The sequence below is a fragment of the Methylotuvimicrobium sp. genome, assembly GCF_050611805.1.
In the GTDB taxonomy this organism is placed as follows: Bacteria; Pseudomonadota; Gammaproteobacteria; order Methylococcales; family Methylomonadaceae; genus Methylotuvimicrobium.
On record NZ_JBNGHF010000010.1, the window covers coordinates 85,506 to 106,367 of the forward strand.

18 protein-coding genes are annotated in these 20,862 nt (G+C 42.1%); 12 read left to right on the forward strand and 6 right to left on the reverse strand.

The genetic code is table 11. The features are described 5' to 3' along the window. The 12 genes from ACRJJO_RS07165 (at position 1) to ACRJJO_RS07220 (ending at position 12,856) form a co-directional block, all read left to right on the forward strand. Positions 1-1,071 (forward strand): glycosyltransferase, encoded by a 1,071-nt coding sequence (locus tag ACRJJO_RS07165; protein ID WP_431065179.1) that lies wholly within the window; start codon positions 1-3, stop codon positions 1,069-1,071. A 68-nt stretch (positions 1,072-1,139) separates the two neighbouring features. Further along, positions 1,140-1,715: a tetratricopeptide repeat protein gene (locus tag ACRJJO_RS07170; RefSeq protein ID WP_431065180.1), complete on the forward strand. Its 576-nt coding sequence runs from the start codon at positions 1,140-1,142 to the stop codon at positions 1,713-1,715. 3 nt (positions 1,716-1,718) lie between these two features. After that, the gene (locus ACRJJO_RS07175; RefSeq protein ID WP_431065181.1) at positions 1,719-3,182 is read left to right on the forward strand and encodes a lipopolysaccharide biosynthesis protein; all 1,464 of its coding nucleotides are present in this window, start codon (positions 1,719-1,721) and stop codon (positions 3,180-3,182) included. Between the two features lie 72 nt (positions 3,183-3,254). Next, complete coding sequence (locus ACRJJO_RS07180; RefSeq protein WP_431065182.1) at positions 3,255-4,046, forward strand: hypothetical protein; 792 nt, start codon at positions 3,255-3,257, stop codon at positions 4,044-4,046. A 62-nt stretch (positions 4,047-4,108) separates the two neighbouring features. Further along, entirely contained in the window at positions 4,109-5,647 is a 1,539-nt protein-coding gene (locus tag ACRJJO_RS07185) for an MBOAT family O-acyltransferase (protein ID WP_431065183.1), read from the forward strand. A gap of 11 nt (positions 5,648-5,658) precedes the next feature. After that, on the forward strand, positions 5,659-6,987 hold the full coding sequence (locus tag ACRJJO_RS07190) for a hypothetical protein (protein WP_431065184.1): 1,329 nt from the start codon (positions 5,659-5,661) through the stop codon (positions 6,985-6,987). Positions 6,988-7,015: 28 nt separating this feature from the next. Next, complete coding sequence (locus tag ACRJJO_RS07195) at positions 7,016-7,783, forward strand: polysaccharide deacetylase family protein (protein WP_431065185.1); 768 nt, start codon at positions 7,016-7,018, stop codon at positions 7,781-7,783. Positions 7,784-7,862: 79 nt separating this feature from the next. Further along, positions 7,863-8,798, forward strand: coding sequence for a glycosyltransferase family 2 protein (locus ACRJJO_RS07200; RefSeq protein WP_431065186.1), 936 nt, complete (start codon positions 7,863-7,865; stop codon positions 8,796-8,798). Continuing rightward, entirely contained in the window at positions 8,795-9,730 is a 936-nt protein-coding gene (locus ACRJJO_RS07205) for a glycosyltransferase (protein ID WP_431065187.1), read from the forward strand. Before ACRJJO_RS07200 ends, ACRJJO_RS07205 begins: the two co-directional genes overlap by 4 nt. After that, entirely contained in the window at positions 9,723-10,661 is a 939-nt protein-coding gene (locus ACRJJO_RS07210; RefSeq protein WP_431065188.1) for a sulfotransferase family protein, read from the forward strand. Before ACRJJO_RS07205 ends, ACRJJO_RS07210 begins: the two co-directional genes overlap by 8 nt. Next, complete coding sequence (locus tag ACRJJO_RS07215) at positions 10,658-11,587, forward strand: glycosyltransferase family 2 protein (protein WP_431065189.1); 930 nt, start codon at positions 10,658-10,660, stop codon at positions 11,585-11,587. Before ACRJJO_RS07210 ends, ACRJJO_RS07215 begins: the two co-directional genes overlap by 4 nt. 9 nt (positions 11,588-11,596) lie before the next feature. Beyond that, positions 11,597-12,856 (forward strand): putative O-glycosylation ligase, exosortase A system-associated, encoded by a 1,260-nt coding sequence (locus ACRJJO_RS07220; RefSeq protein WP_431065190.1) that lies wholly within the window; start codon positions 11,597-11,599, stop codon positions 12,854-12,856. Between the two features lie 86 nt (positions 12,857-12,942). On the opposite strand, the gene ACRJJO_RS07225 is transcribed toward ACRJJO_RS07220, so the two are convergent. From ACRJJO_RS07225 to ACRJJO_RS07250, 6 genes are all read right to left on the reverse strand, one after another. Next, positions 12,943-13,860 (reverse strand): sulfotransferase family protein, encoded by a 918-nt coding sequence (locus ACRJJO_RS07225; RefSeq protein ID WP_431065191.1) that lies wholly within the window; start codon positions 13,858-13,860, stop codon positions 12,943-12,945. Between the two features lie 3 nt (positions 13,861-13,863). Continuing rightward, a complete protein-coding gene (locus tag ACRJJO_RS07230) occupies positions 13,864-15,906 on the reverse strand; it encodes a sulfatase-like hydrolase/transferase (protein ID WP_431065192.1) in 2,043 nt (680 codons plus the stop codon). A 214-nt stretch (positions 15,907-16,120) separates the two neighbouring features. After that, a complete protein-coding gene (locus tag ACRJJO_RS07235) occupies positions 16,121-17,749 on the reverse strand; it encodes an ArnT family glycosyltransferase (protein WP_431065193.1) in 1,629 nt (542 codons plus the stop codon). Positions 17,750-17,781: 32 nt separating this feature from the next. Beyond that, positions 17,782-18,900, reverse strand: a complete 1,119-nt coding sequence (gene rffA / locus ACRJJO_RS07240; protein WP_431065194.1) for a dTDP-4-amino-4,6-dideoxygalactose transaminase — start codon at positions 18,898-18,900, stop codon at positions 17,782-17,784. 76 nt (positions 18,901-18,976) lie between these two features. Continuing rightward, positions 18,977-19,954, reverse strand: coding sequence for a lysylphosphatidylglycerol synthase transmembrane domain-containing protein (locus ACRJJO_RS07245; protein WP_431065195.1), 978 nt, complete (start codon positions 19,952-19,954; stop codon positions 18,977-18,979). A gap of 125 nt (positions 19,955-20,079) precedes the next feature. Continuing rightward, complete coding sequence (locus tag ACRJJO_RS07250) at positions 20,080-20,850, reverse strand: GNAT family N-acetyltransferase (protein ID WP_431065196.1); 771 nt, start codon at positions 20,848-20,850, stop codon at positions 20,080-20,082. Positions 20,851-20,862: the final 12 nt, after the last annotated feature.

Sequence of the window (20,862 nt, forward strand, 5' to 3'; positions counted from 1 at the left end):
ATGAAAATAGCTGCAATTACATCCGGAAAAAACACGCCTTCTACACGTTTCCGGATTAGACAGCATATTAAATTATTTTCACAAAAAGGCATTGAGGTAAATGAATATTATCCCTGGCTAGATAAAAATGCAGGATTACCATCGATAATAACAGATAGCATTCCCAGAAATATTTATCCATTTATGGAATTCAGTTGGCAACAATTAAAAAAACAAGCGCGTATTTCTGGAGTTATAAAAAGTTGGAGCCATGATTTAACATGGCTTGGTAGAGAACTGTTACCTGGCCGCTACACTTTAGAACGATTTTTACATAAGCCTATTGTTTTCGATGTAGATGATGCTATTTGGCAAGCAAAACCTCACGGCGTAAAAACGATTTCAAGAATTGCGAAAGAATCGACGTTCATCACAGCCGGCAATACATATATTGCAGAATGGATGAAGCAATATAATCAAAATATTGAGATTATTCCAACCGCAATCGATATAGTGAAATACAAAGCAAAAGAATGGACTAACACCGATCGGGAAAAATATCCTTTTATTATAGGTTGGACAGGAAGCGCAGGAAATTACGTATATCTTTATAATATTGAAAAAGAATTAAATAATTTTTTATCTCAGTATAATTCAAAATTGTTAATTATTGCTGAAAGCCCTCCCTGCTTTAAACACATTGCTTCTGATAAAATCAAATTTGTTGAATGGTCTGAAAAAACCGAGGCAAGTGCATTACTAAAAATGGATGTCGGCTTAATGCCTCTTCCCGATACAGCATGGACACGTGGCAAGTGTGCTTTTAAAATGCTTCAATACATGGCATGCTGTGTTCCCGTTATTGTATCCCCTGTTGGAATGAATAAAGAGGTACTCAACATGGGACCAGTTGGTTTCGGCGCTGAAGCAAATGAAGAGTTTTTAATGCACCTGATTCATTTATATGAAAATCCAGAAGTTGCTTTCGAGATGGGAAATAATGGTAGGAAAATAATAGAGCAATATTTTAGTACCATAGTAATTAATGAGAAATTGTCCATGATTTTTAATAAAATTAAAAACATTAATTAACAAATACTATACCAAGAATAAATAATATAATTATATTATCTTCATTAAAAAATAAATTACCAAAAAATATGAAAATTCCCTGTCCCTATCTTTTGTTTGCTGGTTATCTTTTTTATTCATTAGCTTTCAACACAGTTAAGGCAGATATAACAAAAGTCGAACTGGCTAGCCTGCCACCATTCTGCCAAGCAAGAATGGGTAATGACGCTAACTTGAAAAAAAAATGGTCAAAAATCCTAGGCCAGTCTAATTTCACATGGATGAATCACTTTTGTTCTAATCTTATTGCTAAAAAGAGATGTTTCGCCATTATTCAGAAACAAAAACGCTACAAATGCTATGAAAGACTTACAGACCATAGTTACACACTGGAACATACTAGCTCAAATTTTCCTCTGAGGCCTTTGATTTATTATGAGGCCGGCGATACTTTTATGAAAATCGAGGAATATGGCAAAGCGGAAATTCAGTTTATTAACGCTATTAAAGCTAATCCAAAGTTTTCGAGACCTTATATTTCTCTAAGTAAAATTTATGCAAAACAAGGAAATGAAACAAAGGCAATCGATATTATAGAACGAGGACTTATTAAAAAACCTTCCTCAAAAGCACTCAAAAAAATACACAAGAAACTAATCAAGTAGCAAATGAATATTGGACAAAGCATCCGAAAAGGAACCACATGGGTATTTACCGGATCATTAATTGGCCGAGTCTATGAATTTGCTTTCGGTGTGATACTGGCCCGACTTCTCTTGCCTTCCGATTTTGGGACATTGGTCACCGTGCAAGTATTTACTGGTGCTGCAGGTTTCATTGCCGGCGGCGGAATGGGGCAAGCCCTTGTTCAAAGAAAAGATATCGAAGAAATTCATTTTCACGTCGTTTTTACGCTGCAATTCATTATTTGCTTACTTATTTATCTATTCTTTTTTTCGATATCACCTTATTTTGCCAAATGGTTCGACAACCCTATCTACGAAGATTTATTAAGAGTATCCGCTCTTACATTTTTATTTCGCCCGTTCAACAATGTAGCAGGGGCAAAGTTACGCAGAGCCATGAATTTTAAAACCACGACTATTATTGGGTTATTTAGTGGATTACTTAGCGGAGCTTGCAGCATAACACTCGCTATATATGATTTTGGTGTTTGGAGTTTGGTATTAGGCGGCTTGTTTGGACTGATAATTTCTATCCCTGTTTTACTAATTTTTGCCCGATTTTTACCACGTATTCGCTATGATTTCGAAATTGCTAAACAGGTTGGAGGTTACGGAATTAGGTTTTCGATAAATGATATTATTTCATACCTACGCGAGCAAACGCCTAATTTCTTAATCGGCAAACTTATAGACACACAAGCGGTCGGCTTATTCAACAAAGGTTATAGTTTAAGCGTATATCCTGTTAAATTAATTGCCGGTTCGGCATATCAAACAGTATTTCGAGCCCTATCCTCTACACAAGACAACTTAGATAAAAGCAAATATATCTATTTAAGAACAATTACATTAGTGTGCGTTTATACTTTTCCATTTTACATCGGCCTGATTTGGCTGGCAGATCCTTTTATAACCACTCTATATGGCGAAAAATGGCGCTTAGCTGCCACACCGTTACAAATTTTTTGCCTCGCACGAATATTGAGTTGTTTTGGCAATCCCTCCGGTGCGGTGATGGCAGCTCAAGACTTGCTCGGTACTGAAATTAAGATTCAAATTTTCACTTTATTAATGACCATAGCGGGGTGTTGGTTCGGCATTCAACAAAAAAACATAAACTTCATTGCCTGGGGTATGCTTCCGTCTTTTTTCTTTCTTTATATTTCTGTTGTTTTTTTTGCATGTAAACGCCTTAATGTCACTTTTACCGAATTTATAAGATCAACCTCCCCTGCTTTATTTTTAAGTTTTTGTCTTATTATAATCTTAACTTCATTTGAATTATTCAAAACCTACTATCCCCTGGAACAAAATAATTTGGCCTATATTTTTTCCATGTCAACCGTTGGTGGCCTCACCTATGGCCTACTGTTTCTTTTTTTACCTATTCCTTCGCTAAAAACGGAACAAAATCGTTGGAAGAAAAAAATTCGCATTAGACCATAAAATACAAGCTAACTTAATGTTTTACTACGTGCTTTCAGCCTATAATTTAAGCAATTAATTATCTATACAACCATGATAAAAAATTTTATTCGATATATAGTCAATATTTTCGACGTATCAAAAAAGATGTTGTTATTGCATCGTTTCAGTATTTTTCTGGATGAATCAACGCCCGAGGAACTACATAAAAACTTGCTTGCCTGGCGATTGTTTAAAAGAGAATATGGGTATCTGCGCTCCTTAAAAGAAAACCAGTGTGTCAATGCTAATGGCGAACCAATCCCTTGGTACACTTACCCTGCCATAGAGCAACTTCGCTTATGGGACTTTAATAATTGCGATGTACTGGAATATGGTAGCGGTAATTCAACCAAATGGTGGGCCGCACGCTGCAAAACGGTTACTAGCATTGAAAACTCTAAATTATGGTATGAAACGGTATTAAAAAATAAGCCGGATAATTGTCAACTCATACTATCCGAAGTCGACAATGACGTCATCGATCAAGAACAAATTGAAAGATATATCGAAGTTATCGATAAATTAGACATGTTTGACATCATCATTGTAGATGGCTTCAGTAAAGCCGGTACACGAAAAAAATGTGTGGAAAAAGCGCTCTCACATCTCAATCCCGGTGGTTTATTAATTGTCGACAATGCCGACTGGCTACCTAAAACTTGCAAATTATTAAGAGACGCAGGTTTCTTCGAAATTGATTTTTCCGGACTAGGACCACTTAACGCACATGCCGAAACAACATCTTTGTTTTTTAAAAATGATTTCAAAATTCGTCCTATTTCTGATAAGCATCCAGGCTATGCAACCGGAGGCCTAAAATTAAATTATGACCTTGAAGTCTAATAGGCAACTAAGGGGACAATTTCTTATATCAGCCTGAATGATTTCAGCGTAAGTCAAACTCAATGCTATTCAATTCATACGAATTCATTTTTTTATTCTTGCCGGTATCGTTATTGGTATTTTTCTATATCGGTAATATAGGACACCATCGCATTGCATTGAGTTGGCTGGTCGGCGTATCCCTTTTTTTTTATGCGTGGTGGAATCCGGCCTATCTCGGCTTGCTACTGTTTTCATTATTGTTCAACTACGCTTGCGGAGTCGCACTTTCAAGACAAACGCATAAATATTCAAATAAAAAGAAATTAGCCTTATGGATAGGCGTCGGCATTAATTTATCCTTGTTGGGTTATTTTAAATATACGAACTTCCTGGTCGATTCGATCAATGCGATGACATCGCAAAACTGGCATGTCGACAATATCATTCTGCCATTGGCCATTTCTTTTTTCACCTTTCAGCAAATCGCCTATTTGGTTGATGCCTACCGCGGAGAAACTCGAGAGTATAACTTTCTGCATTACTCACTATTCGTCGTTTTTTTTCCACAGTTGATAGCGGGTCCGATCGTTCATCACCGGGAAATGCTACCCCAATTCGCCAAACCTGAAACCTATCGTCCTCAGTTCGCAAACCTAGCTGTCGGAATCACAATCTTCGTCATCGGATTGTTCAAAAAAGTCGTTATCGCCGATACTTTTGCTGGCTATGCTTCTCCTGTATTCCAGATCGCCGACAGCGGAGGACCGCTCAACTGCTTTCAAGCTTGGGAAGGCGCAATTTCTTACACCCTACAGCTTTATTTCGACTTTTCGGGTTATTCCGACATGGCGATCGGCTTAGCCAGACTTTTCGGCATCCGGCTGCCACTCAATTTCAATGCGCCATATCAAGCCTGCAATATCATCGAGTTTTGGCGCCGCTGGCACATGACCTTATCTCGTTTCTTGCGCGATTATCTTTATATCGCGCTGGGCGGAAACAGAAAAGGCGAACTCAGACGCCATCTCAATTTGCTCGCTACAATGCTGTTGGGCGGTTTATGGCACGGAGCTGGATGGAATTTCGTGGTCTGGGGAGGTTTGCACGGCGTTTATTTGATCATCAATCATGTTTGGCAGCGCCTCGTTCCTGTTGAAATCAACCGATGGTGGTCGAGATGTATCGCACACACTGTCACACTGTTAGCCGTCGTGATCGGCTGGGTATTCTTCAGAGCCACGACATTCGATGGCGCGTTGTCTATGTTAAATGCGATGATCAATCTACCGAGTAATCTTCACGGTCGCATCGGACCGTTGGAACAGTTCATGGTCGAAATCGGGTTCCGGTTCGACAGCGGATATTTGGCGTCCGAACATTACGTCAAGCTCGGCCTGTTGCTTTTCTGGCTGTGGATTCTGACTGTTTGGCCCACGACGCAACAACTAATGAAAAATTTCGAGCCGGCGATCGATTACAAATCGCAAGTCCAAGGTGTTTTGGCAAATAAACTGGCATGGCGACCCAACGCTTTTTGGAGCGCCCTGCTCGGCATCATGGCCGTCCTCTCGATTCTGCATCTCGGCAGTATTAGCGAATTTCTGTACTTCCAATTCTAATCGGCCGGCTCATGAATACATTTCAAAGTTATTTAAAAAAATTATCGTTTACGATAATTTTTCTACTGACGCTAACCGCGGTAATCAATGCATTGGTCGATCCCTTCGAGCTATTTGGCAGTCCGAAAATAGAAGGTTTCAATCGATTGAAACCGGAATATCACAAACATGTCAGAATGATCAAGGCCCACCAGGTGCGCCTCCGAAAACCGGAGGTTTTGATTATCGGTTCGTCCAGGGCCGAGTTAGGCCTGGATCCCGATCACCCAGCCTTGATGAAGGCCGATTCAGTCTCATACAATCTTGCTTTAAGCAGCGCAAATATCTATGAAATATTGCGCTATATACAGCATGCTCATGCAGTAAACCCGCTAAAACAAGTTGTTATTGGACTCGACTTTTTCATGTTCAATATCAATAAACTGAATGAACCGGATTTCGACGAAACCCGCATTGCACCCAATAACCGAGGTTGGCATAAGGATATCGTAAATTCGTTTTTGAGTATCGACGGTTTGTCAGCATCGGTATCGACTCTAACGAAACAAAATGCAACTCCCGTTTCACACTATATGCCTAACGGTTTTAAAGACGACAGTCATCATTGGAATGCGATACAAAAAAAGGGTGGACATCGTAAGGCAACGATCAACAATGAAAGCTATACTTTAAAAGCTCTTGATGGGTTCGTATTTTTCACGACCCACAATAATAATCGCAAGTCACCTACCTACGAACATTTCAAACAAATCCTGGTATTTTGCAAAACGAACCATATCGATCTTCGCCTGTTCATATCTCCCGAGCACGCCAGGAAATTAATATTGATGCATACGATCGGCCTCTGGGGCGTTTATGAAGATTGGAAACTCACAATGACGCAACTGATCGAATCGAATACCCCTTCTTATTCTTTGTGGGATTTTTCGGGATTCAATCAAATCACGACAGAGACGTTTCCGGTATTAGGTGACAAAAAGACAGAAATGCGGTGGTACTGGGAGTCGAGCCACTACAAGAAAGAGACAGGCGACATCATTTTGAGTAAATTGCTTAATAAAGATGAGACTGTTAAAAATAAATATCCGAACTTTGGTATTCTGCTAAGCCCTCAAACAATTGAAAGTAAATTCGAATTGGATCGAGAACAACTCGAAGCTTACATTGAACGAAACCCGAAAATCATCGAAGAAATCAAAAAAATGATGGCAGATACCTCTTCTATTAGAAAACGTCTTATCAGTCAGAATAAGCAATTCGAACCCATTGTTTATTTCAGACTAAAGTCATCGAAGGATAAAAAGGTCCAGATGAATGTTAGAATGCATTTGATTTCATAAACCAAAAACCATAAATTGCATTGGACAGATGACTTCGACGCTCAAACCTATCGTTCTTATGTATCATGGAACGCCCACAGCCCCCCCTATAACAGACTATTCGTTACGAGCCTCTTTATTTAAACACCATTTAACTTATTTAAAAACAAACGGCTGGCATTTAGCCAATGTGGGCAAACTGATGCAATTTCAAAATTCGCCCTCAAAGACTATCGTTCTAACTTTCGACGACGGCTACGCCGACAATTTCGAAAATGCGTTTCTACCGTTAATTGAAAACGGGATGAAAGCGACCTGGTTTATCACAACGGATTGTATTAGCAAATATGCACAATGGATGGGTTCTCCTTCCGAACAAACGAAAATGCTCTCTGCCGACCAAATACGAGAAATGTCGGATGCCGGTATGGAAATCGGTTCGCATACGTGTTCTCATCCCGATTTATCTCAATTGTCTTTTAAACAACAATTAGAAGAGCTCACTCGATCCAAACAACTATTAGAAGATTTACTTCAAAAACCGGTTACTGGATTTGCCTATCCTTTCGGCAGATATAACGAAGATACGCTCAAAGCAGTACGCGCAGCAGGTTATAAATGGGCTTGCAGCACCCGCTCCGGCTGGTTCAAAAAAGAAGATGATCCGTTGCTGATTCGACGCGTGACTGTTTTTTCAGGCGATACATCAAGCATTTTAGCCCGCAAACTGAGCTTTGCAGTCAACGACGTAAGTTTGACAAAACTGGCTACCTATTATCTGCAACGTCTTAAAACAAAACTTACCAACAAACAATGATTCAAAAGCAATCCCCGGCCTGACAAATTGGCTTTTATAGACCATAATTGGACCGCTAATTGACAAGCCCCCCAAAACTATGACTCAAACCCCGCAAATCTCGATCATCATGCCTTGCTACAATGCCGAAAAATGCATAGAAACAAGCATTGACAGCGTTTACCGGCAAACCTTTAAGGATTTCGAATTGATCGTCGTCAACGACGGTTCGACCGACGATTCGTTATCGATACTGCAAAAGCTTGCCGACAGGTATTCAGGATTGCGAGTCATCGATCAACCGAATAAGGGGCCGGGGCCAGCTAGAAACCACGGCATCAAAGAAGCTACAGGGCAATTTATCGCCTTTCTCGATTCGGACGACAGCTGGCATCCCGACTGCCTAGCCAAACTTCATCGAGCCTTACAAAACAATAAAGATGCATCGATTGCTTACTGCGGCTGGCAAAACATGGGTTTAGAACCTAATCATTGCAAGCCTTTCATACCGCCCGACTACGAAAAGCCGGACAAGATCGAAACGCTGTTGCGCGGTTGCCGTTGGCCGATTCACGGCGCGTTGACCCGCAAATCAGTTATCGATAAAGCAGAAGGTTTCGATGAACAATGGACATCGTGCATGGATTACGATTTGTGGCTTAGAATCGCCTCTTTCAACAAAGTCGTCTTGGTCCCGGAAGTATTGTCTTACTATCATCATCACGATGGTGAACAAATTACCAAAAACCGTTTACGAATTGCAGTGAATCATTGGAAAATCCAACTAAAGTTTCTACGTGCGCATCCGGAAATCGCCGAATTTCTAGGGAGCCGAAAAATCAGCGAAATTACCGACGGCGAATTATTACATCGCGCTTATGTCAGTTACTGGAGAAACGATCTGCAAACCGCGCATACGTTGTTTCGAAAACTTTTATTTAAGAGGTATTTCAAACCGAAAGATTTAAAATATCTACTACCAACTCTTCTGCCGTTTAACGCCTATCAATCCATTTTATTAAAGCTCCGATCATGACCCGTTCAGACAAAATCATGGTTGCCGTATGCAGCTATAATGCAGCGCACTATCTGCCGGATCTTTTAAATGAATTGGTTAGGCAAAATTGCTCGATTCCATTTGAAATTTTAATCGTCGACAACAATAGCACTGACGGCACTTACGCCTTAATCGACCAATACGCGGCATCGAGCTCAATTCCGATCCGCTACGTCAACGAACCGGAGCAAGGCATTCCATTCGCCCGTAACCGGGCAATCGAAGAAAGTTTGTCGAACCGTTACCTAGCTTTTATCGATGCGGACGAACTGCCCTTTACCGGCTGGCTGCAGGCGGCCGTCGATACGCTCATAGATGACCAAATTGATTGCGTTGGCGGTAAAATTTCGATTTACTTACCCGACCGCCCCACTTGGCTAAGCGACGATTTGCTACCTTTTTACGGCGAAATAGACCACAGCGACCAAGCATTTGACATCAAAGACCGCTCGACGCCGATATGGAGCGGTAACATCGCCTATAATACGCGTATTTTTCATAAAGGATTACGCTTTGATACCCGTTACAACCGGAAAGGAAAAGGCGTCGGCGGCGGTTCCGACGGCATCATGTTTCGACATTTCATCGAGCACGGCTTACGCTTACGCTACGAACCTAACATGGCAATTCGGCATTTGATACCCGACGAAAAAATCAACCGCCGCTATTTTTTAAAACTACATTTTGTCGCAGGAAAAAAAGCCGGGTTGTACGAAAAACGCCCCTCGGGCAAAAAGATAGCCGGAATTCCCCGTTATATGTACAAACAATTACTGGCAAAATTACTACTTGTTTTGCGACTCTATTTCACCCGACCTAACGCCTACATGCGGGAAGCAATGAATTTGGCTTATCATATAGGCTCGATGTCCGGTTTGTATCAATCCCAATCGAACGACGCTCATGGTTAACGGACCTATTTTCATCGTCGGAGCAGCCCGGTCGGGCACGACGCTGCTGCAATACATGCTAAAATCCCATCCGGATCTGTCATTACCAACTGCCGAGTCGCATTTCTTTATTCCGTTTTACCAACGCCGCACCGAATTTGGCGACTTGAGCGACCTTGGAGCGCTAACTCGTTTACTCGAAGCGATTTATGATTCGCGTAAAATTTTTTTCGATGAGGACGTCCACGGCATCCGCTTTAACGCGGAAACATTGGCGAAACGCTTTCATACACGTCAGTTGACAAGCGTCCCGGAAGTCATCGACGGCATATTCGAAGCAAATGCCGAATCCGAAGGGAAGCGCCGCTGGGGCGATAAGACACCCTACTACATTCTGCATATGGAAACCCTGCTCGAAATGTTTCCGAACGCACAATTCGTTCACATCATTCGAGACGGTCGCGATTGTGCATTATCGATGCTGGAACGGAAATGGGATCTTGAAATTTTTAACACTTATCATGCTGCTTACACCTGGAACAAATACGTTAACGCCGGCAAAGCCTTCGGTGCAAAATATCCGAACATTTACCATGAAGTGTATTTTGAAAGCTTGTTGAACGAACCTGAACAAACCGTCGACTCGCTTTGTCGTTTTTTGAACATAGAATTCAACGAGCGCGTCATCGAGTTCAAAAAATCGAACGGCTCCGGCAAAACGCAATTGTTGACTCAACCGCTGCAAAAATCCAACCAGGGGAAGTGGCGGGAACAAATGAGTCCGAGACAAATCCGCATCTTTGAAGCGCTCGCCGGCGAAACGCTTTCCGCGTGCGGTTATTCGCTCGTCAATAAAACTCCTCAAGTTAATTCGATAGACTGGTTTATAAACGAGTTGCACATTAAAGCTTGCCACGCCTATTGCCGCCGATTTTTAAAGAAAAAAAGATGAAGCTTTCTGTTGTTATCTGTACGCATAATCGAAGCGAACTGCTGCTAAAAACCATCGACTCAATAAACAATGCCCGAATTCCCGATCAAGTCGATCTATCCATTCTCGTAATTCCCAATGCTTGTCGTGACGATACGCTCAATAAATTAACCGATTATCAGCGGAATCGACATTTAAACAAGCCACTACCTCTCGAATTTATCGAAGAACTGGCTCCAGGTAAATCCAATGCGCTTAACAAAGCACTGGAGATAATACGAGACGGGTGGGTTTGTTTTATTGATGACGATCACCGTGTCGACGCTAATTATTTTCAATCTGTCATTGCAGCTATTGAGAAATACCCCGGCACAAAGCTTTTTTGCGGAAAAATAATCCCCGACTGGACAGGAAAAGAGCCCACTTGGGCTCATGAAACAGGCCAATTTAAAATCACACCTTATCCGGTGCCTTATTTTGATTTGGGAAATAACGACTTACTGCTATCCGAAAAAAACTCGATTCCTGGCGGCGGCAATTTAATCATTACCCGTAAGGTATTTGATAAAGTAGGCAACTTTTCTGTAGCCCTTGGCCCTAAAGGCCATAACCTGATGGGAAGCGAAGATAGCGATTTTGTTATTCGCGCGCTACGTTCGAATGAAATGCTTCGCTATATACCCGATATCATCCAGTATCATTATGTAAATCTTGAACACTTTAAAATCGGTTTTCTCATCAAAAAAAGCTTCCAGAGAAATCGGTCGATTACCTTGACGAAATATCCTGAAAAAACCAATTTTCCTTTATATCTTTGGCTTAAAATTTTAAGATATTCGGCCGGAGTTTTATTTAGCTTCAACATGATTAAATCTCGATTTTATTTGACCCGTTTGGCAGGCATACTCGGGCAAATCATGGGCTATAGACAATCCAAGCCTCTCTAAAAATTCATCATGCGCGATATCGTCGTACTTATATTTCTAATTTGTTGCATTGGTGCCGCCATTAAGAAACCCTGGTGGGGCGTTCTCTCGCTTGCCGTCTTTAGTTATCTAAACCCGCATGCTTATGCTTGGGGTTTTGTGCGAACACTTCCCGTCTACTATATTTTATTCTTGGTCGTTGCATTTAGAACCTTTACGGCAAAAGACAAACAACCTATTCCGAAAGAATGGAGAATTATTTTTTTTGTGCTTTTATGGATTTATTTTCTGTTTACGACAACACAAGCCTATTTTCCTGACGTAGCTTGGCAACGCTTCTGGTTTGTAACTAAAATTTATATTCCATTCTTTTTTACATTGGTATTAATAAATACACGAGAAAAACTGTATTATTTGATTGTTACGATTGGTCTCTCGATCGGGATCGTCGCATTGAAAGGCGGGATTTTTGCAATACTATCCGGATTTGGGCATCGCGTTTATGGCCCGCCTGCAACACAATTTGAAGAGAATAATGCCTTTGCAGTTGCAATGCTGATCTCGATCCCATTACTTTTGATATGGCAGAAAGAATCCCTGAATACTTGGATAAAAAAAGGCGTTCTCTTCGCTATTCCCATCATTTACGCCGCATCTTTATCATCCTGGTCTAGAGGCGCATTGATAACGATGACCATGTTAACACTCATGTTGATTTGGCACAGCAAAAGAAAGTTTTTGGCGATTCCGATGGTGTTGATTGGCGCATTTTTTATTAAGGATTACCTACCGCAAGAATGGTTTGGCCGAATGCAAACACTTGAAACTTATGAGGAAGATGGATCGGCCATGGGGCGTTTGGAAGCATGGCGAGATGGTTGGAACCATACCTTGGAACATCCCTTTACCGGTACAGGCTTCGAGGGTTGGATGCATGTAACGATGCGCGATTGGCACAGTTCTTATGTCGAAATGTTCTCCGAACATGGTTTCATCGCTTTCGCACTCTGGCTATCGTTGATTTTAGGAAGCGTTATTAGTTTAACTTTGCTACCTAGAAAAACCCGCAATATAGAAGGCATGGAATGGGTCACGAATTATTGTTTTATGGTTCGTGCTTCAATCATCTGCTACATGGTCGGCACCGCATTTTTAGGACTGTCTTATTGGGATTTGATTTATCATTTAGTATTTATTTCAGTATTAATCAAAAAATTTGCACTAGAAGAAATGGAGACTAAAGAATCTTCAAGCAAACGCCAGAGAAACTTATCTCCTTTTGCCATATGATCGAATCAACGCGTAGAAAAAGGGTTTATGCCGCCAAGATATAAGTGTTGAAATTTGCAATTCGCTTAGCATTTATTTTCCGAAACCTAATCCAACAAATTTTGATTTCGATCGCAAACCATGTGCAACACCCGCTCTATCCTGTCTCGATTAGCGCTCTTTTTCCACTTCTCGACGCCAATTTCGGAAAATGTATTGTATGGCTTGTTTAAAACCGAACGACAATGGTTTTGCATGGCTTGATCGAAAGGCACCGAACAACCGTCAAAAAGCCGCTTAAACTCTTCGACCGGGTCGGCAATCAATGCTTCGTAGCTGACTTCATGCCACTGTTCGACCGGAATCGTCTTTTTGGCGGAAAGAATCGCTTTGTTCATCGCTTTGTATTGAAACGCGCAAACTTCTTCGATAGTCGATCGGGTCAATTGTCGCCAACCTTCGGCTAGAAAAAAACACCAGCGTTTGTATTTGCCGTTATCAATGGCAATATCTTCAGGCAATTCATCTGCCCAAGTCCCAAACTCATCGGCTTTATTCCAACCTTTGATTAACGAATCGATATTATCTCCGGGATTCCGCTTGATATACACGAAATGCGCATCGGAAAATAATCGGTATAGATAAGGCACCGAGAGTCCGTTTTGATTGTTTTTATCGACAATACGCCGCTTGCCGGTTTGCGTGTAGAAAAAACGCGTTACGATTCCACGGTCTTTATCGCTTGCCGATTCAGGCTCAATTTCGTGCGAATCACAATTTCGTTCCGATAATGGATGCAATTGCACCCAGAAATCGTGAGTTTCTTTTTGCAAACTGCCTAAATATTTCGATTCGGAAAAGGTTTTATAGACCAAGGTGGTCCCTGCCCTACTACAACCGATAACGAATATCGGTTGCTTTAACTGTATGCCGAGAACGGGGTAAATGAGGCTCCGAAATTTTATTGCACTAATGTTTTTATAGTGCTTCAGGGTTTTAGTTATTTTTTCAGATAAATTATTCATATTTTAATGTTGATGTATGAATGATTGCACACTCGGAAATTTCGTCCGTTGCCGATATTCAAACTCATGCCACTTTAAATTCTCCCATTCGCGAATGATAGCCGTCATGCGCTCTTTTTGCTGAGGATCTTTCAGCCAGTCTTGATAAGGCTTCCATTGCTTTAGATCGCTCAAGAATGCTTGTTTAGTTCGAAAATCGAACACAATCCGGTCTCCGCCGTATTTGACATGCCCGATTAGTGCCGGCAGTTTTAAATTACCAACCAATTGAAAGACCGTTTTATCTTCATCGAGCCATTGGTTCGGCAGTCCAAATGCCGAGCGAATCGCCATTTCAACGACATCGATCTGCCCTATCGCTTCTGGTACTTCTATATTAGGATCGTTGAACACCAGCGGTATATGCGTTTGCGCGTCGCTGATCGCATGACCGTGTCCGAGAAACCCATCTTCAAATAACGATTCGCCGTGATCGCCCAGTATAACCAATGTGGTTTGGTCGTAGAGTTTATTGCTTTTGAGCATTTCGACCACCTGCCCGACCGCCCAATCCGCATTGGCTATTGCGTTCCAATAGGTTTCGGCGACTCTTTCGCGATTTTCCGCCCGGATTTCCGACCGTGGAATGAAATCGTCGATTAAGATTTTCTGCATGTTCGGATGCGAATACGGAAAATGCGCTGCCTGAAAGTTTAAATAAATAAATTGCGGTTGGCTGAAATCCAGTTCGGTAAATCGCTGTAGAAATTGTTCGACGACGCGTTCTTCGCTGAGTCGTAGACTGCCCGAGTCTTTACTCGGAAAGACTCGGTCGTCTATCGCGGTTCGTGCGTCGAAATAATAATTGCTTGTTTTATTCATGCCGGTAAAGGTCGCCACATCGCCGAACGATTCGTCTTGTCCGGAAATAATCGAAATGCCGTAGCCGGAATCTTTCAGAAAATCAAGCAGTTTGATTCGGTTATCGTGATGAATCAATTCACGGTTGAATATTGCCATCAGCGAGGTCGTGGTATAGCCGGTATGGCTGTAGGCATAATCGACTGAAGTTCCGGTACGAGCAACTTCGCGCATTACCGGCGCGACATAACGCCCGTTGATGCACTGCTCGAGCAAATCGAATCGCGCGGTTTCCAGGACGATCAGGATAATATGTTTTCCGGGGCGAGGCTTGATGTTGCGTAATGGGTCGGGCGTCAACGGTACCAACTGCGCATCGCCCATGATGCCGTCTTCGTCGATTCGATTGCCGGGAATATCCAACGCACCGGGATAGATGCGTTTATCGAATGGCGCCGTATCTTTCGGATAGCCGAACAGTCCGTAACCGTCGCGGTCGAAATCGGTCAGCTGATCAAATCCGCTCGTGATCAGATTGTAGGAAGTTTTTTTAGAGAGTCCGTATCGCCAATAGTCGCTGTCCGACACCGCATAGGTTAAAAACGGGCTAATCAAGGTCATGATCGTCAAAGTCCATTTGAAATCATGCGACTGCGAAAGCTCTTTATGATAGTCGCGAATAAAATGATGATTCTTTAAAAACCGGGCGATTAAGATGAACAGTACAATCAACCCGGCCATCGTGCCGGCAAACAATACGATTTCGTTTGCCGCATAAAGCAGACCGTCACGCAGACTGCCGCCCCCCAAATTGGCGATGATTTGATAATTGATCGTATCGTTAAAGTAGGACAGGACTTTGAATTTAAGCCCTAACCAAACCCCCATGCTGAGCAATATCAACACGGTAAAACTATAGTAAATCAGAATTCCGGATTTATTGAGCCGGTCGGCGATATAAAACCAAGCGACACCGATTAAACCGAACAGAATGAAGTCGTACCATAATGTCAACAGAATAAAGCCAAGCCTTTCGAACAGTGTGAGATAAGCATAAGGCTGTAAAAAACCGCCGATAAAGATATCGTATTTGACTTGTAGTAAGGCCAATTCGAACAGTTGTATGATCGCCACGACTGTAATGACCGAAACCAAACGCCGATGACGCCAGACAAGCTTTTCTAACGATAAGGGGAATTTAGGCACGAAATTTATTTAGAATGGGTTTGGTGATTTTCAATTTTCTAATATTTTGGCAATTATTCACACCCCCTATCGTTCCCACGCTCCAGCGTGGGTATGAAGACCGAGACGCTCTAACGTCTCGTACCGCTCCAGCGGTACTCAAGCATTCCCACGCAGAGCGTGGGAATGATAATTGCTAGGAGACTAAATAGTTACATATTTTGCGCTTGATCATTTATCTATTATCGCTAAGTTTTAATCTAATTTCTCTTTTTAAATGCGGCATCGGAATTACAATTTCGTCATTGACGATCGGTTTTTGTTGTAAATAGCGATAAATATGGATATTCGTGTTTTTGAATTCGTCAACGTTAGTATCTACAGCAAATGATTTAACGAGTTCAAATTCATAGCCCTTCAATGTTTCAATCAGCAATTCAAACTCTTCCATGCCGACTAAATCATGATCTTCGGATACGATGTAACTGACACCGTATCGATCTAGAATAGCCAATATATCGCTTTTATTTTCGATATAAGACTTAACCCCAAAGCTTTTTACTACTGCAATAGATACTAGTACCTTATCGGCCCGTAAAACGATATGATTTCTTTCAGAATCAAGCGTTTTTAAATTGAAAATAAAATTGCCGTCGTGCTTGCAACAAAATAAAACAGGTACCGCAACGCTTTGATTATGTATAAATTGCGCGGCTTTCTGATAACCGTCGACATAAGGTTGGTCATTATCCGCCAGAACGACTACGTTCCAAATTGCAGCCAAAACGGCTGTTGAATACGCAACGTAGTCCATAATCGGCTTTCTTGGATCAACATTTAAAAAGGGTCTTGATGTAAGCAAGGCTACAACCGGCGCCAAATAAGTCGTATAACGTAATACATTGTTTTCAGCGCTGATTACAATGGTAATTGCCAGATACCAAAATACTAACCAAGCAAGAATCAAAGCATCATAGGCATTACGTTTTTTGTTAACCGCGATAGTCAAAATCCCGGTCGCGGCAAGCAATAAAACAGGCAAAGTATACGCTTGATAAATCACCCGCGCGCACATCGTCCACCGCTCGACAGAAAACAAGGCTTGATAGTCATAAGCGCGATTATCCCCACCAAATGCATTGACACCGAATTTTCTGGCATGAATGTATACCACTGCCAATGCCAAACCGGTTAGTAAATAAGCCGGTAATACCTCTTTCCTGAATAATGTCTTGAATGATTGTTGATATGAGGCATAAACCAACAGCGCCGGAAATAAAAAAAGTGACGTTTGTTTGGTTAATACCATTGCAAAAATAGCGATCCCTGCAATAAAAGAGCGTTTGAAAGTCGGGCTTTTCAAAAAGCCATCGAAGCTCACAAAAGCAAGAATCATCATCGTCACTAAAGGGACTTCCAGCATGACCGAACGCCCCCAGTACATATAAATCGGGTGCGTAATTAATATCAGCGACGATAAAAACGCAACCGAACGCCCCCACGCATTTCTGGCCAATAGATACCAAACCCAGACGCCCAAAAGCGCAAACAACAAAACCGTCAAGCGAGCGCTAAATTCCGAAATACCGAAAAGGTTAAAAACGATGCTTTCAATAAAGGCGAAAAAAGGCAAGTACCAAGTCAACCCCAAGGCAGGAAATCGAACGAAATATTCCTCGGTGTATTGATATAAGTTAGCAAGTGGCAAATCGCGTATTACGTCATAGAGATACACGCCATCCATCGCATGGCGCGATTCATCGGTCCACCAGAACCCGCCGATGTTCAATGTCATGCCGGTCAAAATTGCACATAAAAGCAACAACCCGAATAATTGCAATCCATCCGTTTTGTTCCAACTCAAATCATTTTGATTAAGATTGACTGTCATATTATTTAGGAACATAGCGTATTGACTACTCGATCCAATTGCGGCTCCACGCCTATCCATAACGGCAAACGCAATAATCGATCTGACAGTTCGTTGGTATTATGCATATCGCCAACCGCTCGCCCATACCGTAAACCAGCCGGCGAACTGTGCAGCGGCACATAATGAAACACCGCATAGATTTCTTGTTGTTTCAATCGGGAGATTGTCTCGATGCGACGCTCCAAGGATTTCATAAGTACATAGTACATGTGGGCATTATGGCGGCATAATGCCGGGATTATCGGGCGGCGCAAATCACCTGACGCCTCCATTGCAACTAGCGCTTCGTGATAACTATCCCATATCGCCAAGCGTTTACGTGTTATATCTTCCGCCTCCTCCATTTGCGCCCATAAAAAGGCCGCGATGACCTCGCCCGGCAAATAGGAAGAACCGGCATCGACCCAAGTGTATTTGTCGACCTGGCCTCGAAAGAATTGACTGCGGTTTGTGCCTTTTTCTCTGATGATCTCGGCGCGCTCGACGAAACGCATATCATTGACCAACAGCGCCCCGCCCTCGCCGGAAATGATGTTCTTGGTTTCGTGAAACGAGTATGCGCCCAAATGCCCGATCGTACCAAGCGGTCTTCCCTTATAGGTCGACATAATGCCTTGCGCGGCATCCTCGATGACTAAGAAGCCATGTCGTTCGGCAATGTCCATGATCGCATCCATTTCGCAGCCGACACCGGCATAATGCACCGGAACGATCGCCTTAGTACGTGGCGTAATCGCCGCATCGATCAGGGTTTCATCGATATTAAGCGTGTCCGGACGAATATCGACGAAAACCGGAACCGCTCCGCGTAAAACGAAAGCATTGGCAGTCGAGACGAAAGTATAGGACGGCATGATCACTTCGTCGCCCGGCTGAATATCGGCCAGAATCGCCGCCATTTCCAATGCCGCGGTACAGGAATGCGTCAACAACGCTTTCTGGGTGCCGGTTTTCTGTTCCAACCAAGCATGGCATTTTTTGGTAAAACTTCCGTCACCGGAAAGATGGCCCATCGTATGGGCTTGGGCGATATACCAAAGCTCGCGTCCGGTCATGTAAGGTTTGTTGAAAGGAATGGTCATAGTGACTCACAATGTCGACAATTGTTATATCGCTCTCAAAATTACGATTAGGATAACTTAAAGAAAAATTATTCTACTAAATCTCTTTCTTTCTAAACGTGCCTATTCTTGAGCCACCTGCCAAATGCAGCAAGCCTCCTAATATTCCAACAGCCGCTCTATTAACAAACACTGTCAGCGCCAGCAATGCCGCATCGGCAGCCGATATTCCGAATTGCGCAAGCACGAAGACCAAAGCACCCTCTCGAACACCCAATCCTCCCGGGGAAATAGGTAAAACAGTAACCAGATAAACAATCGGCATAGCTACTAATAGCATTGACGCGGTCAACTTAATACTCAATGCTTGAGCAATACTATAGGTCACCGCAATGTCTAATAACTGGAAAATAACCGAAAGGAGTAATGCAACCAGCAAATGGACTACTCGAACCGATTTGATCGGCACCAACTCTTTAATTAATAAGGAAAAAGCTTTTATAATACGACTGTTGCCGTAGCCATCCTGACGACCTTCATCTCGCGCAAATCGTCTCAACAGGGAGGGTAAAACAAAAACCCCGAATAAACCGGCACCCGCCAAAAACGGGGCTATTCCTAAACCCAATCCGCTATTTACAATAGGAAAAAACGTAATACCGACATTCAACAGTATCAATAAAGTCAATACGCCTAAGGCTCTCTCCAGAAGCACTGTTGCCGTTACTAAGGAAACACTTGCATCGATTTCTCGATAACATAGCCAAACTCTAGCCACATCACCGCCTATCACACCTGGCATTGCTAAACTGTAAAAAGTACCCGTCAAATAGGCCCGATAAGCCGATATCACATTAAAAATCTGATTTACGGCTCGCAACAGAATTGTCCATCGTAACGCAGCGACGAACAGTGACACCAGCGAAAGACTGTAACCCAAGGACAACCAACGCAAATCAGCATGTTGTAAGAGATTGATCGAACGATTCCAATCGACTATGTAAATAACATAGCTTAGGGCCGCTATCGCTACTAAAAATTTAAGTGCGAGTAATACAAAACGGCGATGAATCAATAAATCTCCTTATGGATATGTATCTTAGGACGAACGGAACATCGGGAAGAGAACTATATTTTAATGAATTCGCTGAAATTTCAATCAGTGGGATTGAAATTTTTTTTGTTAGTGTATATTTAGATCTAAGCTTTCGAATTCTGATCTATATTCCACATAAAAATATCAATAGCTTCAGGGAATTTTGTACCTAATCTTGCCCACAAATTAAGCGCCCCCAAATTATCTGCGGCAATTGCGGAAATCACGTTTCGAATACCGGATTCATAATAAGCTGACATAACGGCCGGATATAGATAGATTCCAAATGGACCTCGACAGTCATCAGCAATCCCCCCTAATGCTGCGTATAATTCATTTTCGCGACGCGTCGGCTTGGAGTAAAAAAAACCGACAATATTGTCTTTATATTCAAGAACATAGGAATATTCAGCCCCTTCATTCTGTAATTGTTCTACCCAATTAGAAAATCGCTTACCAATTAATGATGATTCTATATTTGGAATATATTGGAAACGTGAATTGAGAAAAATTTTACTAGCTATATCTTGTACCCTATCCAAGTCTTCATCCAAGGCCAATCTCAATGTCCCTAAATTAGCCTTTGGCGTTAAATTACCAAGGAGATTAAGCTGACATTTCAATTGAAGTTCGACATGGATGAAACCTAATGATTGCAGGTAATACCGAAGAGCAAAGTCATTTGAAGGGACTCTGCAAGTTACGGTTTGCAATTGGCTTTGCTTAAAAAATTCAAGCACCGATTCTGGTTTTGGATAGTTGCGTCCCCCTGAGATATCGAGTTCATAGCAAGAACGCCTCAATGAGTTTGAATCCCATGGATTCAAACTCATTTCTAATAACGAGTCATATTCCTTAAAAATCAACTTAGCCATGTGTTTTTGTTG